This is a genomic window from Altericroceibacterium spongiae, assembly GCF_003610805.1.
GTDB classification, from domain to species: Bacteria; Pseudomonadota; Alphaproteobacteria; order Sphingomonadales; family Sphingomonadaceae; genus Altericroceibacterium; species Altericroceibacterium spongiae.
The window spans coordinates 591,579-607,595 of the sequence record NZ_RAPF01000001.1 but is presented as its reverse complement, the minus strand read 5'-3'; the positions used below and the strand labels follow the sequence as shown (position 1 = coordinate 607,595).

The following is a 16,017-nucleotide window of genomic DNA, read 5'->3' as shown; positions in this document are numbered from 1 at the left end:
TGTTCATTCGTCTGCCGGATCAACGATTAGTGCCAACCGATAGACGGCGAGTGCAGACGCCACGATCAACGAAATGGAATAGACAAGCAGAGCAAAGCCGACTGCGCCACCTGCTGCTTGTGCAATATGGAACACAGTTGGCGCGCATGGCCAATATGGTTTGGCCGCTTGGGCCAAATCCGCCAAGGCCGAGCCTTGATAGAGGAATGCCCACAAGAGAGCGACAACCTGAACGAAAATGAAGTGAAAGAACGTCGCATTGATCTCTTCGAGGAAGGTGACGCCGCGCTCGTTTTTCACCGCCTTCAATGCCCGCTTCAAGCGCCCTGTCATCAGACTGAACAGGATCGCGTAGGTTCCGAGACTGAAACCCAACAAATTGGGGATGAGCGATTGGGAAAGGTCAGACCACCTGTCACCGTCGGACCAGCTACCATATCCTAGGCCGGTCAACAGGATAGCCAGCAAGAACAGCGGGGAGCGCAAAATCGCTCCCCACCCGCCATAGGCACAGAAGTATCGCCTGAGACGCGATAGGAATGGCTTGATCTGCGAAGCCATCCTTAATCGCCTTCGGCATTGCCCTGAGGGATGATGCTCCGAAACGCTTGGTTTTCTGACATTGCATCAGGATCGTATTTGTCCTGATACTGCATCGGGTGGTCATCGGTGGAACGCTTTACGGCTCCGCTATCGTCGCGGCCATTGACCTTTACATTGCCATTTTCGAGCGCGACCGCACTGATTGCCTTGATCTCGTCAGTCGGGGTCACCGAACTGCCCGATTCTGCTTCATAGCTTATCGTTAGCTTCTTACTGTGCGCACCAGCCAAGTGAGCTTCGATCTGCGCTTCGAAGTCGTCCGCAAATATGTCAGCATTCGGCTTTACGATGGTGATCTTGATTTCTTTTATGACGGGGATTGCGAAAATCTTCGCCAACCCTTCCTTGCTCTGAATGACAGTGATTTTCGCGTCACCATATTTCTGGGAAATTCCCAAGTCATCGGACAATCCCTGAAAGAGCGAGAGGGCCGATTTTTCGCTGAGAACCTTGCCCGATGAATAGGTCTGAAAATACAGCTTGTGCTTATTCGCATCGAACTGAAAATAGAACTGCGCCGAATTCGGATGAAGATTTTCAGGGATGGTTACCTTGGAAACCTGCTCGTCGGTTGCTTCCTTCAGTTCTGCGGTGTTGAACCACGTTCCATCAAAGTCGATATCCAAGAACGTGGTAATTACGCCGGTGAATATTCCATCATCTGCTTCAGACCGGTTCAGCAGAGAAATCATGGCATGCCTATCACCACGCAATTTCACCGGTTTTTTTAGTTTGTATACGTCATGTAGAAATTCGGCATATCGCTCAGGTGTATGCGGATGAAGCCGGATATTAAGAACGCCAGCAGAGATTTTAATCTTACGAGCCATGCTTCAAGCTCCCCTTCACGCATAGGCCTTTATCGCGTTGGATGAATGTTCTCAATAGATTGCTCAGCCCAATCCGGCACTGGCCGACTTCCCTGCGGATAACGAGGGTAAGGCCACCTGCTCGCTGGCCGTTTGTTCCAATCCCGCCCTCTCGTTGATCGCCGAAACCAGCTTTGCACGGTCGTTGGTGTAGACTGCCACCGATTCCTTCGCCCGCGAAAGGCTGACATAGAAAGACTTCTGATCGACCAGATTGGTCGCCTTGCTGTCAGCGTGGATCATGACGCGGTCTGCCGTGCGGCCCTGGGCGGCGTAGGCAGTTTCGACGTAGGCGTGGCGGATATGCTGATCTCGGGCATCTTCCAGATTCAGCGTTTCGGTCTGGCCACGCGGATTGCGGATGGTCGCGGTGCGAGACTGCTGGTCGATTGCTGAAACGGTGCCGCGCCCACCGTTGATCCGTCCAAGCTCGCGGTCGTTGCGGGTAAACTGGATACGGTCACCTGCTTTCAATTCGAGCGGCTGCGGCGAGAATGCCTGGGCCTTGCTCGCGCCCCATTGCCGCAAGCGCCAGTCAATCTCGCGGCCATCCTCTGCCTTGAGGGTGATTGCGGCTTTGGCCGGATCGATTTGCTCAACGCGATAGGATTGAGTGCATGCCACGCCTTTGTCGGCATAGTCGCGGGTGAAGCGCACCATGTCGCCGCGTTCGTAGCTAGCGGGGTCGCGTGCCTCGGCGCGGGACAAGCCCTTGTTGACCAGACTTTGCATGGTGATTGCTGGGCCTGACAGAGCCTTAATCTTCGCAAGTTCACTTCGGATTTCTGCGGTGAGGGCATCGCGACCTTCGCGTGAAGGCTCGATGACCAATGTTCGCGCGCGCGCCTTTTCGTCGAGAGAGGCATAGGCCTTGGCAATGGCAGCAAACCGGTCTTCGCGATTATCGTGCTCGATGATGGTGCCGCCGCCGCGATCAAGCGCGGACAAGGCCTTGCGGGCATCGCCTTCGATGGAGGCCTGCACCGCGTCTTTCGTTGCGACATTGGTTTGGCGAACAATCTCATCAAGCATGGCGGTTTGCATCCCTGCATCCTGCAACTGCTTGAATGCGGCACCGGCATCGACCGATCCGAGCTGCTTCACATCGCCGACAAGGACGATCCGGGCATTGGCCTTTTCGCCAAGCTCCAGAAGCGAAGCCATGTCGCGGGCGGACAGCATCGAAGCCTCGTCAACGATCTAGATGCCGCCCCGAGTTTTGTCCGGATTGCCAAGCAAGTGCTTCGCAACGGTTGCGCCGCGCATGCCCAAGGCATCGCTCAGCGTTCGCGCCGCCGATGCAGTTGGCGCGAGTGGTGTGACGGAGAGGCCCCTGGTCTTTGCCTCGGCGGCAAAGGTCGCAAGAACGGTGGTGGTCTTGGCTGTTCCGGCAAAGCCTTGCACAGCAATCACGCGGTTGGTGCTGGTCAGCAGCGCCCGCGTCGCGTCGCGTTGGCCGCTATTCCAGCGATGGTCGGATCGCAGTTCTGCCTTCGCTACAGCGCTGGCCGCTTGCCGCAACGAATGGATCGGCCTGACCGCGCCGCGTCCGTCAACTTCGGCACGCAACAGGCGGCGCTCGTTTTCGATGTTCGTCGCCGTTGCGAACCCGGCAGATTCCGCGCCGCGCTTGTCGAGATAGGGGCGGGGCACCAGAACGCCATCGCTGCTCGCACGAGCGATTGCCTGGCCGATCTGGGCGACGGTTACCTTGCCCATGCCATACCGCCCTGCCTCCCTTTCCAGATCGGCGGCGGAAAACACAGATTGCCGTTCGCCAAGGTTCTCGGCGGCGAAGGTGACGGCACGATGCGCGGCCAAATCACCCTCTGCATGAATGGCCAAGCGGTGATCCGTATCGGCGGCATTGGCTTTGGCGTTTCCCACCAACTGCTGGCGTTCAGCCTGCCCGAACCCGGCAATGTCGGCAGTGGTTCGCCATTCGCCGACCAGTTCTGTCCTGTTGGCGGTCTGCTTCGCGTCTCGCGTGTCGAGCGCAGCGATCTGCTTTTCCTCTGCCGATGCCGTCGAACGGGTCTGGCCGCGTTCCGCCAAACGCGCCTCGACCTGCGCCGCGCGTTCGCTGAAAGCGCGGATGACATCGGTCGAAACACCCTTGATCTCGAACAACGAATCCTTCCCGGTTTCGATCTCGTAGCCAAGCTCCCGCACCCCAACTGCCAGTTCCTGCCGGTAGATCGCACCGATAGCCTTCTGCAGTTGGTAGAAGGCGCGCGGCTCAAGACTGCGCCAGTTTCCATCCGCGTCACGCGTCATGTTCATAATGACGTTGTGGGTGTGAAGCTGCGGGTCTTGCGCCCGGCTGGTGTCATGCCGGAAGCTGGCAACAACAAGGTTGCCGGTCTGGTGCCGTTCGACCTTGCCATCCTCCCTGATACGGGTGGCGGAGGCGTGACGTTCGGCGAAAGCCAATGCCGCTTTCACAGCCCGGTCATGCGCACTGACCAGGCGGCGGTCGCCCGCGACCTCGGCCATGATCGATACGGACTTGGGGGCGCTCATGGTCACATCCCAACCGGGGCGATGTTCGAGCTTGCCGTCGCGGGTGGTGCCAAGCTGCTGGTTATCGGGCAACCTCCCGTCAAGCATGTCGCGGAAAGCGTCACGCTCGACCTCACCTGCAAGACCAAGCTCCTTCGCGCCTTCACCCTGCCATTCGCTCGGCGAAAGCCCGCCATCGGCATAATAGTCATCGGCCTCGTAGTAGCTCGATGCCTGTGCCGATGAGCCGATTGCACTGATCGTGGCGACCATCAGACCGGTCCAGCGGTCTTGATCGTCGCTTCGGCCTTCGCACCCTTGATCGGAAGTTTCCCCCACAGCGAACGACTGACATCTACCGGAACGAACCCTCGGTGCTCTGGTGCGCCGCGCGCGTCGATATGGTCACGCGTAAGCCTGATCTTTGCCACCGGAAGGGCATCGGGCAGTTGCAGGAAGCCCTGATGCGGTTCGAGCCGCATGCTGCTTTCGATCACGGCGGCGCGAACGTGCCGGGAGCTGCCTACTGACGAACGGCCACTATTCGGCCCATACTCGAAGCTGTCGGATGAGCTGCGCACCTCCACCTCGACATCGCCGATGTTGCGCGATGCCCACTCGCGGGTCTCGCGGTCGATGATCTGGAGATAGAGCTTGGAATTGCAGCACCCCAGGATCGCCTCGGCGCTGTCACGGCCATAGCGTCGATGCATCTGGCCGATGGCCTGGAAGGTCAGTGTCACGCTCGCACCGAACTTGCGGCCTTCGGGCAAGAGTCGGGTGAGGTTGTCCACGCGGGGCAGGTCGGCCAACTCGTCAAGGAAGAACCACAGGCGGCGTTCGGAAGAGGGTACCAGCCCCAGGGTGGCACTGGCCGCACATTCGAGCCAGCAGGCCAGCAGGGGCTTCATCGCCTCGAAATAGTCCTCCTTACGCGGCACGAAGATCCATGGTCTCGGTCCCTCATGCCGGTCGATCCCGGCGAAATAATCACGGAAGGAAAAGCTCTTCGCATCGCCCGGTTCGCGCCAGAGGAACTGCAGGAGATTGGATGCCTTGGCGAGCATGAACAGGACCGAGCCGGTCGCCCGGTCGGCATCATCTTCGAATGTGCGGGCCGACGATGTTCCAGCAAGCCACGCCTTCATTTCTTCCTTGGTCTTGGCCTGCAAGGCATTGAGCAGGTCGGGCAGGGTGGTCTTTCCCTCGACGCTCAGGACGCGCAGCACATTGGCGACCAGGATGCGACTGGTTTCCAGCCAGACATCGTCATCACGCTCGCCGGTTTCAGAAACAAGCTGGCGAGCGATGCGGTCGGCATCGGCAGGGTGCGCTATCTCAAGGAACGGGGACCAATAGGCCGACCGGGCATCGAACGGATTGAAAATGACGTCGCCACGTTCGGGCCGGTAATAGTGCGCAACGAACTCGCCGCTTGTGTCGTAAACGAGGGCGGGTTCTCCCCGCGCTTCCACCGCATCGAGCATCTGCCGCAGAACGGTCGTTTTGCCTGCACCGGTCGTTCCTAGGAAGGCGAAGTGACGGGTTTCGAGCCATGCCGGAATGCCGACCGTGGCGATACGCAAGGAGTACTCATCCGTCGCTCGTTTGGTCAGTTTGCGTAGTTCCCGTTCGGACACGATTTCGGTTCCCGAAACGATGCGGTCCTGTGCGGCTGTGCGACCCTTGTCGCGCATCCAAACCGCAAGTCCAAGGCACGCGACAAGCCCGAACAAACCACCCGCCAAACCGCCGAGGATCGCCCTGTTTTGGATGTCTTCCCAGCACGCAATCCACATCGGATCGTTGGCGAGGACACTCGCAGGTATGCGACCCGTTCTGCCATCGAAATTGACCGTGACTTCGGGGTCGGTTTTGCCGCCTGAAACGATGTTCACGAGGCTCCCCTGGCCGTGCTGATAGGCGCAGGTGAATTGCCATGGTTCGACCGTCTGCATGGGCAGGCCAAAGCCGCCAAGGATGGCAGCGCCGCCAACCGTCCAAGCGTAGGCTTTCCAGCGTGTGGCGAAGCCCGATATGGCCTGACGGAACAGGCCTTGTCCGCGCAGCAGATTGTCGTGATCGTAGCTCATGGCAGTACCTCCGCTGCGAGCGCCTTTTGCCGGCGATAGGCAGCCTGTGCGGCATCGCTGGTGACGGCATCGACGCGGTCGGCATCGCTGTCGTTTCGCAGAGCCGCCCGCCGTGAATAGGCGTAGGCGGCGCTGGCCGTGAACAGGCTCCGGTCAGTCAGGGATTCGATGATGGAAAGACGAGATTCAATTGCGGCCAATGCCTCTTCGCTGGCCATTTGCGAGCGTATCTGCGCCCCGCCAGTGATCGATGAGAGCCCGGTTTCGATGACCCGCAGCAGAGCCTGATAGCGCGAGAGACCGCGTGCCTTGGCGATGTGCCGGATCAGGGCTTCCTGCTCCGCCGGTATGCGGATCGAGAGTTTGATGCGGTTCATGGGAACGCCTCCCGCAGCGCGCCATGCGCGCGCTGCGTTTTCGGCTGAATTGCGGGGATTGAGAGGCGAGCTCGCAAAGAGCGCGCGCATAGCCCCCCATGAAAACGGCGGAAATCAGGCATGCAACCGTGCGTAGGGTGTGTATGTATGTATGTATGTATGTATGTATCTGATTTGCTGGCTCGATGCGCAGCATCGCAGCCTTTCCTAACCAGTCTTGCCGAGTGACGTTCAAGCATTGCTCGGCTCCGCTTCCGGGTAGATCAACGCCGCTGCGTCGGCCATCTGGCGAAGTGCGACCTCGTCATCGATAGGCCTGTTGCAACGGGATCGGAGGGGTTCGCACTGGTTGAGCAGATCGTGTTCGATCAACCAGTTGAAGGCTGCTGCATCTATGGCTTCGCGCAGCCTTGCATGGAGGTCTGCTGCATCGACCGGACCAAGCTGGAGCCAGCCACGGTGATCAACGAAAACCTGAGCGCCGAGCGGGAAAGTCCTGCCACCACAATCATGCAGAGGACCCTCGACATGGAACCAGATTTCGTCACCTTTCAGGATCGCGATACGAGGGCGTTCGGCTAGGAAGAACGGGCGCAACGCGGTCTGAAATGCGTCACCGTCTGCGTCGTCGGCAAAGAGCCGGTCCGCCAGCGAAACGAGTTGGGGAGCGATACATTTCCGGACATGGATAGTGTGCGAAATGAAGCGATGTTTACGGGAACCACGGTGGAAAATGGGCATGGGAATTCTCCAGCCGGAACTGGGCCGTCCGGCTCGAAAGGTGTGAGGCGAGGGGTGGCTAACTGGGCGCGACAGGTGCGCAGGATCAGGTCAATTGCGCGTTTGCAGATTATCGATCCATTCGCGAATATCGCTTTCGCGCCAACGCAGGCCGCGTCGGTTGATGACGCAAGGTGGAGGCAATGCCTTGCGCGCCACCATGTCATAGATTGTCGAACGCGAGCGGATTTTAAGGGCGGCTTGAACCTGCCGCATATTTAAGAGAACAATATCAGGGTCGGTCATGCGAACCTCCTTTCGAGAGGTTCCCCAGCATGCATATTCCGATTACGCCGCCTACGGATTGGCCGCCAATTGGCAAGAAACTCAGACGATGAAACCCGGCAATACGTTCAATTCGTTCCGGATCGTCTCGGACAACGGGCGCGTGACCGGAGCATACTGGCCGCTCATCAGATTAAGAAACCAGCTTTCAGGCTTGCGTCCGCGATTTCCGGATGTTTCGGCAGGATCGTTCGACGGCGCTTCGCCGGTAATGTTCAGGCGACAAAGCTGGCGTTCTTCAAGATCGTCGATCTCTCCAGCCGTGCGCAGTCGTGCGGCTTCAATCTTAAGCGCTTTCTCGAAAGCCGAAACGACAAGGTCCTTCCTCGTCGTAGGCTTGCCCGATTGCTTTTGCGTGGCCACGTAATCTGCAATCTCGCGTAGAGCGGTTCGCACCTTGATCCGCTTGATCTTGTCGCCCGCGTAAATTTCCGGTGTACGGTCGAACAGGTCTGGCAAATGCGCCGCGACTGAGGGATTCCAGAGATAGAAGTTGAACCATACGCCAGTCGCTTCGGGCGTGATTGCCACGAATTCCCGGCTCGAATTTGATCTGCCAAACAGTTCCGCGATCAACCATGGATTGGCGAGGCATCCTTTGCCGTGAACAAGATCGACGGGCCGATGCGATATAGGCGTTGCAGTCGTTCCAGTGCCACTTGCGGCGATGCGCATGATTGTATGGTTGCCTGAATCAACCTTGTCCAAGACATCGTCGATGGCGGACTGAACCTCGCAGTGAACCGGCTTTAAGCCCCATTTTCCGAGGTATCGCGACCAGCTCCGCCGTCGGAAGCCAAACAAGAAAAAGACGAACGCCAAGGTTCCGGCCAGAATCATCAACGCAATATCCAAGAGGCTCAACGGTGAACGCGCGATTAGCGCCGTTCCACCTGCGAGAAGAAGAGCCGATGCACCCAAGACCAGAAGGGCATTGGCCTCGTGGTTCACCCACTCGATTTTCGCTTCGAACGTGTCGGCTGATGCTTCAATCTCACCGATCGTTGCGGGCAGGCCGAGTTCGCTAATGCGTTGCTCAACGTATGCGTTGAGATCGATTTCGATCAGTTTGGTGGTACGCGGCTTGGCCATCCAAATTGGCTAGCAATCAGATCAATGTGGGACAATGGAGCGACTAATCCATTGTCAGGCACCCGAGCACCTGTATTGCCTTGCTACAGCTTCCACTGGACGTTTGTCGCACTGCGGCGGCAACCAGAGATGGCCTGCGTGCGACTGTGCGGGAAAGGTTAGAGTAGTATGATCGGCAGCAAGCCAGACAAAGCCAGCTTCCCGAGTGTGGACGATCTGGTTGCAAACGCCACTGACTTCCTGAAATCAGCCACGGCGGACCTGACGAAGCGACCGAAACATTCGGTGATCGCATTCTATTCCGCTGTCGAATTAATTCTGAAGGCGCGCCTGATGGCGGAACACTGGACATTGGTGGTTTCAAAAAATGCCGAAAAGAGCAATTTCGCCAAGGGGGATTTTGTTTCGGTAAACTTCGATGAAGCGTGCGTCCGTTTGCAGAATGTCGTCGGCAGTCCACTTCCAGATACAGCACGGTCGATTTTCAATAGCCTCCGCAAGCACCGCAACAAGATGGTTCACTTTTATCACGAGGGCCAGGCGGACAACGACGTGCTCGAAAACATTGCTCTTGAACAACTGCTTGGCTGGCGCGCCTTGGCAGGCCTTATGGAAAACCAATGGCAAGCGACATTTGCAGACAGCGCATTCGACATCACGGCAATAGATGACGGATTCGCTGAGCATAGGCTTTATGCGAAGGCCAAATTCGAAAGCTTGGCCGAACGTTTCAAAGCAATCGAAGAGGGTGGTGGAAAGCTAGTCGATTGTCCATCTTGTTCGTTCAAAGCAGCTGAATGCCATCAGGAGACCGACAGCATCTTTTGGTCACGCTGTTCGGTATGCGCCAGCTATCCTAGGTGGTGGATGGTCACGCCATGCCCAGCTTGCAATCAAGAACTTGTGAACGAAGGGGATGACGGAGCGCAATGTAGCGAGTGCGGCACCAAATTCTCGGTGGAGGAATTGGTCAATGAGCTCAACGAAGAGATTGTGACCAAAGACAACTACTTCGAAGCGAAAACGCCTGCAAACTGCTCATCTTGTGATGGATATCATACCGTAATCGATTGGCAGGGAGGGTTCGTTTGCCTAGCTTGCATCCACTTTACTGACGAGCTTGAATGTTGTGGTTGGTGCGGTGAATACGACAACGGGGACATGGAGATGTCCGGGCTTCACGGTTGCAGTCAGTGCGACGGCAACGCAAAACTCCTCTATGATGACTAAGCTCGTGCTCCTGTCTGTGCCGACGATTGTCGCCCACGGCAGGCTTACTCTGAAATGGGATAGGCTGGAGCCTATAGGGAGCCTATAGCGAAGTCTAGGCTCCATACGCCGCCACGCAGCGAGCTGGAAAACCCGTAAATATCAAATTTCAAAGAGGAAAAATGGTGGACGCACTAGGGCTCGAACCTAGGACCCGCTGATTAAGAGTCAGCTGCTCTGCCAACTGAGCTATGCGTCCACTCGGGCAATTTGCCGCTCCGGCTTCCGCCGGTGAGGGGCGGATATACAGATCATTTTTCAGATGGAAAGGGTTAATTTGCCTGTTTTGAAATTTTTATTGCAAGCTGCTCGAACGCCGCGATTTGTTCCAGCGATCGACCATCATAATTGTGCCGATACAGATCATATTCGTCATCATGGATGAGCCACCATGGCTCATCCATGGCAAGGGAATACCGACAACCGGAGCAAGCCCCATCACCATCATAAGGTTGATGGCGACATAAAAAAAGATTGTCGCTGTCATTCCGCCTGCCAGCAAGCCCGAAAAACGGTCAGGCGCACGGCGTGCTACTGTGAGGCCCCAGCGCAAGACAAGGCCGAAAATCAGGAGAACAGCAAGTCCGCCCAATAGCCCCCATTCCTCCGCCATGGTTGCGAAGACGAAATCCGTATGGGGCTCTGGCAAATAGTTGAGATGGCTTTGCGAACCATTGCCAAACCCTTTGCCAAACAAACCGCCCGACCCAATAGCAATCTTGGACTGTGTAATATGATAACCGGCACCAAGCGGATCACTTTCCGGATCGAGAAAAGTGGTAACCCGTCTTTGCTGATATTCCTCAAGGCCAAAGAAGAAGGCTAATGGAACAGCAATCAAACCCGCTATGCCGCCGCCAACAAACCATTTCATCGGCAATCCGGCAAGAAACATTACCACAGCACCGCCAAAAGCGATTGCCAGCGATGTACCGAGATCGGGCTGCATGAGAACAAGCCCCATCGGTACGGCGATCAGGACGCCTGCAGGAATTAAAGCGCGCCAGCTTCCTGTCAGGCCAGGGGGCAGCGAATGATAGAATTGCGCCAGAGCCAGCACGATCGCCGGCTTCATCAGTTCGGATGGCTGCAAAACGAGCGGGCCAATATTGAGCCAGCGCTGACTACCGCCTCCGATTGCACCGATAGTTTCGACGCCTATCAGAAGTAATACAACTACACCGTAAACTGGGAAAGCCGCCCACCGCACCAGCTCTTGCGGCATATAAGACATGACCAGTGCCAGAAGCAGGAAGATGCCATAACGAAGCAATTGCGAGGAGGCAAAAGGCTCAAAAGAACCGCCTGCAGCCGAGTATAATACCGTTGCGCCAAAAAATGTTAGCAATGTTAACGGAATGATGACCCGCCAAGGTTGCGCGGCGATCGGCCCGGGAAGCAAGCTACTCCTCATTCAGGAGACCCTCCCTGTCTGTCATCCACGGGTTCAGGCCCCGGTGTCACGGCACCTGTAGCCACTTCCTGTGGCTGTGCGGCAGCTGCGCGTGCCTCGGCATCGACCTTACGGGCAATATCAGCAGGATCGTTCGGAGCAGGGGGAATGTCGACCCCGGCTTCGGCAGCATAGGCGGCATAACGAGCGGCCAGCCTTTCCTGAGCAGTGCCACCCCACTGTTTCTCCAGAGCGTGTAACGCCTCAAGCCCCTTTTCGGGATCAAACAAGAATGTCATGACGTCGCGGGCAATAGGATAGGCTGACCCTGAGCCGCCACCATGTTCGATGACGACCGCAGTCGCATAGCGCGGATTATCAAAGGGAGCGAAACAGATGAACAGGCCGTGATCGCGATATTTCCATGGCCCACCTTTGCCGCTCGACACGTTAAGGCTGACGACTTGTGCGGTTCCGGTTTTGCCGGCCATTTTGATCCCGTCAATCGGCAAGCGGGCGCGACCGGCAGTGCCGGGGCCGTTGATCACATCGCTCATTGCCTGCTGGATTACCTGAACATGGTCGCCATGGAAATTCATGCCGTCAAAACTGGGTTTCGATCCATTCAGAAGTAAACGGGGCATGATCTTGTTACCAGTGGCAATGCGGGACGCATACACAGCCAATTGTAAGGGATTAAACAGCATATACCCTTGACCGATTGTAGCGTTCACCGTGTCATAGGCCTGCCATTCGCGACCGTATTTTTTAAGTTTCCATTCTGGATCGGGAACGGTGCCATAAAACTGGCTGGTTACCGGCAGTGGAAAGGTTTGGCCGAGACCACAGCGGCGCGCCATATCGGCGATGATATTCATGCCCAGTTTTTGAGCGAAATAATAAAAATAGACGTCGCAGCTCTGATAGATACCCTTTGACATGTCGACCCGGCCATGGCCCCGTCGGTTCCAGCAGTGGAAAACCCGGTTACCAACCCGCAAACCGCCATTGCAGATTGTGCTTTCATTCGGGTCAAGTCCTGCCTCGAGAAAGGACATGGCAACCATGGGCTTTACAGTTGATCCTGGCGGATAGAGACCTTTTAGAACCTTGTTTCGCAACGGAACCCGTTCGTCTTCACTCAGCATTTTATATTCAACCCGGCCAATGCCATCGGAAAAGCTGTTCGGGTCGAAGCTGGGCATGGATGCCATGCACATGAGATCACCAGTCAGGCAATCGATCACAACAACCGAGCCGGATTCGAGTCCAATCCGCCTCGCTGCATAGTCTTGTAACGGGCCGTCTATCGTCAGTCTGATGGACTGACCTTGCGTATCTTCGCGGGTATTAAGATCACGCACAACTCGGCCACTGGCGGTCACTTCCACCCGGCGCGCACCCGGTTTTCCGCGCAATGTTTGTTCAAATTCTTTTTCCAACCCATCCTTGCCGAGCTTAAATCCGGGTGTGACAAGAAGTTGACTGGGCTCCTTCTCATATTCTTCCGCCGAAGCCGGGCCGACAAAGCCAATGAGATGACCAACCGATGGACCAGTGCGATAGTATCGAGAAAAACCGCGTTGCGGCACAACCCCGGGCAGGTCCGGCAGACGTACACTAATCGCAGCAAAAGCATCGTAATCGAGACCGCTGGCCACTTCGATTGGCTGAAAGCCATGCACATTTTCAAGCTTGGCCTTCAGATCCTTTACCTGAACAGCACTGAGATCAAGCAATTCACCCAGAGTATCGATTGCTGTGGCAGGATCGTTCAGCCGGTCGGGAATAATATCGACGCGAAAATCGGCTTTGTTGGATGCGAGAGGAGCTCCATTACGATCGAGTATCCAGCCTCTGCGAGGGGGTATCAGACTAAGATTGACCCGGTTACTTTCCGATTCCATCTTGTATTTTTTATTTTCGGCTACAGCAATGTAGCCCATTCGGGCAGCCAGCAGCAGCCCGATCCCGCCTTGCAATGAACCGATAATAAAGCTTCGCCGTTCGAAGCTGTTGCGCAAACTACCAGTAGAAAATTTCTTTTTCATATCAGAAGCCTATCCGACTCTGCGGATACGCATCAGACGGAAACGATCTAGTAAGGCCACCATGCGGGCGATAATGGGAAACAGCACGATAGAGAGCAATAGCTGAGGAAGGATGAGTCTAAGCTGTATGGATGTCAGCTCGGCGCCTGAAAAAAGAAAACCAGCGTAAAGATAAATCGCCAGAGCAATAGAAGCTGTCAGCCAGTCGAGCAGGAAGCTGCGCCAGGGAAAGCGCATTTCTACGGTTTCCAGCGTCAGCAGCGTGATTGAAAAGAGAAAAATTCCATTACCGAAAGGCTGACCGGAAAACAGGTCATCCAATGCCCCCAGAGGAAGACCTGCCCATAAAGGAAGGAGGCCAGGGCGAACCAATCGCCAGGTGAGCAGGAAAAGATAGCCTAACGGAGGTATGAGAGGCGCCAGAGCAATAAATGGGACCATCGGCGCAAGACATGCCAGAATAATTGTCACCCATGGCACACCGTAAACCAGTATCGAGGAATGATCCCGATTGATCTTACTGCCATAAGCATCACTGCGTGCTCGCGGATTGAAGGGAGAAATCATTCGTTTGGCTCAGAGGATGTGCCGCTTGTGTTTGCATCCTCTTGTTGTGATGGCGCTTCCAAGTCTTTTATATTACCATGCCATTGCGGTTCGATAGCCACAAAATCGGTCGCGGCGGGATTAGCAAGCAGGTTGGCAATTGCGCCATCCTTCGTGATTTTACTCACCACGGCCACAGCAACGCCGGGAGGGAAAAGACCACCGGCACCTGATGTAACAAAAACATCACCGGTTTTGAGAGGGTTAATCCCCAGATCAATCAAACGTATACGCAAGGATCCGTTGGCGCGCCCCTCAGCGAAAGCCACGATATTATCGGTCGACCGACGGACCGGCACCATACTTTCCGTATCGGTTAACAGCATGATGCGTGAACTGTGATCGCCTGACTCGAGTACTCGTCCGACCAGACCTTTTGCAGCAACAACTGGCATACCTGGCTGGACACCATCACTGCGTCCGCGGGATAAATAGGCAAAGCGTCTTGCACTGGCGCTGGTCGAACCGATCAGGCGAGCCATTGCAACAGGCTCTGGATCACGATCTCTAAGACCAAGGATGGCCTTAAGACGTTTATTTTCCTGCTTTACTGCCTCCGCTTCGGCCAGTTTTACACGCGCAATTTCCATTTCGCGTTTTAACTGAGCATTCTTGCTGCCCGCCCGGTAATAGCCTGCTACGACCTGCAAGAAGGAGCGGCTGTCATCCCGTGCGACAGCACCAGCATTTGCGGCTGGCGAGACGATATCGCTAGCCTGTGTGCGCAGATTCGAAAATAGGTGTGGCTGCCAGATGGACACTGCCAGCAAAATAACCCCGATCAGCATACCGAATGAAGCAACAAGATAGCCAGTGAAGGCGCTAAAACGCGCCTTCTTGTTCATTCCGGACCTAAAGGCCGATCGCCGTATCGTCGGCGGCGCCATAACCGCCCCTTTCTACTTAAGAAATTACGTCTTATGCGGTCATCAGTACACCACGATACATCGGATCCTCCATGGCGCGTCCGGTGCCCAAAGCGACGCAAGACAGCGGATCTTCCGCAATACTGACAGGCAAGCCCGTTTCTTCTCGCAAATATTCGTCAAGCCCGCGAATAAGCGCTCCACCGCCAGTTAGCACTATACCCTGATCGACAATATCGGCAGCAAGTTCGGGCGCCGTGTTTTCCAGCGCAATCCGCACACCTTCAACGATTGCCCCGATGGGCTCAGACAAGGCATCGGCAACATGCGCCTGATTGATAGTGATTTCCTTGGGCACGCCGTTCACAAGGTCGCGCCCTTTGATATTGATCGTTTCCCCGACGCCATCTTCGGGAGCGGTGGCAATGCCATATCCCTTTTTGATGCGTTCAGCCGTAGCATCTCCGATAAGCAGGTTGTGATGTCGGCGGACATAAGAAACGATGGCTTCATCCATCTTGTCACCACCGGTGCGAACGCTGGTTGTGTAGGCCAGACCGCGTAGTGAGAGAACCGCGACTTCGGTTGTGCCCCCACCAATATCGACCACCATGGAGCCAACCGGTTCCGTTACCGGCATATCGGCACCGATAGCTGCTGCCATTGGTTCGAGAATCAGAAAGACTTCAGAGGCACCTGCATTCGATGCAGCATCCCGGATGGCGCGGCGTTCGACCGAAGTCGAGCCCGAGGGAACGCAGATCACGATTTCAGGATAACGGAACAGGCTCTTCTTACCGTGTACCTTGCGGATGAAATGCTTGATCATTTCTTCCGCAATTTCAATATCGGCGATCACACCATCGCGCATCGGACGAATAGCTTCGATACTGTCAGGCGTCTTGCCCATCATCAGTTTCGCATCATCACCAACGGCCTTAACGCGCTTGATTCCGTTCAATGTTTCGATGGCCACAACGGAGGGTTCATTGAGGACTATCCCGCGATCCTGCACATAAACAAGAGTATTGGCTGTGCCGAGGTCGATTGCCATGTTCTGCGAGCCGAACTTGAAGAACTTGGAAAAGAAAGAACTCATCGATTAATCCGTCTGATCCCGGCAAGATGCACAAAACTGCTTCAGAATGCCGGTTTGGCCTGTGGGAAGCGGCTCCTTAACGCAACCAGTTTAGAAAGGCCAAAAATTTGTGACCAAAACGGTGGAGTTTTA

The 16,017-nt window shown here is 55.9% G+C and carries 14 protein-coding genes, 1 tRNA gene and 1 pseudogene; 1 reads left to right on the top strand and 15 read right to left on the bottom strand.

Annotated features, from left to right (window positions below; translation table 11 throughout):
* Positions 1-3: 3 nt before the first annotated feature.
* The 9 genes and pseudogenes from D6851_RS02900 to D6851_RS02865 form a co-directional block, all read right to left on the bottom strand.
* On the bottom strand, positions 4-561 hold the full coding sequence (locus tag D6851_RS02900) for a hypothetical protein (protein ID WP_120323336.1): 558 nt from the start codon (positions 559-561) through the stop codon (positions 4-6).
* A 2-nt stretch (positions 562-563) separates the two neighbouring features.
* The gene (locus D6851_RS02895) at positions 564-1,433 is read right to left on the bottom strand and encodes a DUF4747 family protein (RefSeq protein WP_120323335.1); all 870 of its coding nucleotides are present in this window, start codon (positions 1,431-1,433) and stop codon (positions 564-566) included.
* A 63-nt stretch (positions 1,434-1,496) separates the two neighbouring features.
* A complete protein-coding gene (locus D6851_RS17980) occupies positions 1,497-2,132 on the bottom strand; it encodes a hypothetical protein (protein ID WP_238473923.1) in 636 nt (211 codons plus the stop codon).
* 276 nt (positions 2,133-2,408) lie between these two features.
* A pseudogene (gene mobF, locus D6851_RS02890) lies at positions 2,409-4,247 on the bottom strand (MobF family relaxase); the annotation flags it as partial.
* The gene (locus D6851_RS02885; protein WP_120323334.1) at positions 4,247-6,067 is read right to left on the bottom strand and encodes a type IV secretion system DNA-binding domain-containing protein; all 1,821 of its coding nucleotides are present in this window, start codon (positions 6,065-6,067) and stop codon (positions 4,247-4,249) included. The pseudogene mobF and the gene D6851_RS02885, both read right to left, overlap by 1 nt.
* Positions 6,064-6,444 (bottom strand): hypothetical protein, encoded by a 381-nt coding sequence (locus D6851_RS02880; protein WP_147395412.1) that lies wholly within the window; start codon positions 6,442-6,444, stop codon positions 6,064-6,066. The genes D6851_RS02885 and D6851_RS02880 overlap by 4 nt, the downstream gene beginning before the upstream one ends.
* A gap of 231 nt (positions 6,445-6,675) precedes the next feature.
* The gene (locus D6851_RS02875) at positions 6,676-7,185 is read right to left on the bottom strand and encodes a hypothetical protein (RefSeq protein ID WP_120323332.1); all 510 of its coding nucleotides are present in this window, start codon (positions 7,183-7,185) and stop codon (positions 6,676-6,678) included.
* 90 nt (positions 7,186-7,275) lie between these two features.
* Entirely contained in the window at positions 7,276-7,470 is a 195-nt protein-coding gene (locus D6851_RS02870; protein WP_210210312.1) for a helix-turn-helix transcriptional regulator, read from the bottom strand.
* An 81-nt stretch (positions 7,471-7,551) separates the two neighbouring features.
* Entirely contained in the window at positions 7,552-8,601 is a 1,050-nt protein-coding gene (locus tag D6851_RS02865; RefSeq protein WP_120323331.1) for a hypothetical protein, read from the bottom strand.
* 168 nt (positions 8,602-8,769) lie between these two features.
* Between D6851_RS02865 and D6851_RS02860 the strand changes: the two genes are divergently transcribed.
* Positions 8,770-9,831, top strand: coding sequence for a hypothetical protein (locus D6851_RS02860; protein WP_120323330.1), 1,062 nt, complete (start codon positions 8,770-8,772; stop codon positions 9,829-9,831).
* A gap of 162 nt (positions 9,832-9,993) precedes the next feature.
* Here the strand turns inward: D6851_RS02860 and D6851_RS02855 are convergent.
* From D6851_RS02855 to D6851_RS02830, 6 genes are all read right to left on the bottom strand, one after another.
* Positions 9,994-10,069 (bottom strand) — tRNA-Lys (locus D6851_RS02855).
* A 96-nt stretch (positions 10,070-10,165) separates the two neighbouring features.
* Complete coding sequence (rodA, locus tag D6851_RS02850) at positions 10,166-11,284, bottom strand: rod shape-determining protein RodA (RefSeq protein WP_120323329.1); 1,119 nt, start codon at positions 11,282-11,284, stop codon at positions 10,166-10,168.
* On the bottom strand, positions 11,281-13,314 hold the full coding sequence (mrdA, locus tag D6851_RS02845) for a penicillin-binding protein 2 (protein WP_120323328.1): 2,034 nt from the start codon (positions 13,312-13,314) through the stop codon (positions 11,281-11,283). The genes rodA and mrdA overlap by 4 nt, the downstream gene beginning before the upstream one ends.
* A gap of 9 nt (positions 13,315-13,323) precedes the next feature.
* Positions 13,324-13,785 carry a rod shape-determining protein MreD gene (mreD, locus tag D6851_RS02840; RefSeq protein ID WP_238473907.1) on the bottom strand — a complete coding sequence of 154 codons (462 nt, stop codon included), beginning with the start codon at positions 13,783-13,785 and terminating at the stop codon, positions 13,324-13,326.
* A 92-nt stretch (positions 13,786-13,877) separates the two neighbouring features.
* A complete protein-coding gene (mreC, locus tag D6851_RS02835) occupies positions 13,878-14,807 on the bottom strand; it encodes a rod shape-determining protein MreC (protein ID WP_120323326.1) in 930 nt (309 codons plus the stop codon).
* Between the two features lie 31 nt (positions 14,808-14,838).
* A complete protein-coding gene (locus D6851_RS02830) occupies positions 14,839-15,885 on the bottom strand; it encodes a rod shape-determining protein (protein ID WP_120323325.1) in 1,047 nt (348 codons plus the stop codon).
* Positions 15,886-16,017: the final 132 nt, after the last annotated feature.

Coding starts and splice junctions, on each gene's coding strand:
- D6851_RS02900 (WP_120323336.1), bottom strand. CDS start 561: ATGGCTTCGCAGATCAAGCCATTCCTATCGCGTCTCAGGCGATACTTC.
- D6851_RS02895 (WP_120323335.1), bottom strand. CDS start 1,433: ATGGCTCGTAAGATTAAAATCTCTGCTGGCGTTCTTAATATCCGGCTT.
- D6851_RS17980 (WP_238473923.1), bottom strand. CDS start 2,132: ATGGTGCGCTTCACCCGCGACTATGCCGACAAAGGCGTGGCATGCACT.
- D6851_RS02885 (WP_120323334.1), bottom strand. CDS start 6,067: ATGAGCTACGATCACGACAATCTGCTGCGCGGACAAGGCCTGTTCCGT.
- D6851_RS02880 (WP_147395412.1), bottom strand. CDS start 6,444: ATGAACCGCATCAAACTCTCGATCCGCATACCGGCGGAGCAGGAAGCC.
- D6851_RS02875 (WP_120323332.1), bottom strand. CDS start 7,185: ATGCCCATTTTCCACCGTGGTTCCCGTAAACATCGCTTCATTTCGCAC.
- D6851_RS02870 (WP_210210312.1), bottom strand. CDS start 7,470: ATGACCGACCCTGATATTGTTCTCTTAAATATGCGGCAGGTTCAAGCC.
- D6851_RS02865 (WP_120323331.1), bottom strand. CDS start 8,601: ATGGCCAAGCCGCGTACCACCAAACTGATCGAAATCGATCTCAACGCA.
- D6851_RS02860 (WP_120323330.1), top strand. CDS start 8,770: ATGATCGGCAGCAAGCCAGACAAAGCCAGCTTCCCGAGTGTGGACGAT.
- rodA (WP_120323329.1), bottom strand. CDS start 11,284: ATGAGGAGTAGCTTGCTTCCCGGGCCGATCGCCGCGCAACCTTGGCGG.
- mrdA (WP_120323328.1), bottom strand. CDS start 13,314: ATGAAAAAGAAATTTTCTACTGGTAGTTTGCGCAACAGCTTCGAACGG.
- mreC (WP_120323326.1), bottom strand. CDS start 14,807: ATGGCGCCGCCGACGATACGGCGATCGGCCTTTAGGTCCGGAATGAAC.
- D6851_RS02830 (WP_120323325.1), bottom strand. CDS start 15,885: ATGAGTTCTTTCTTTTCCAAGTTCTTCAAGTTCGGCTCGCAGAACATG.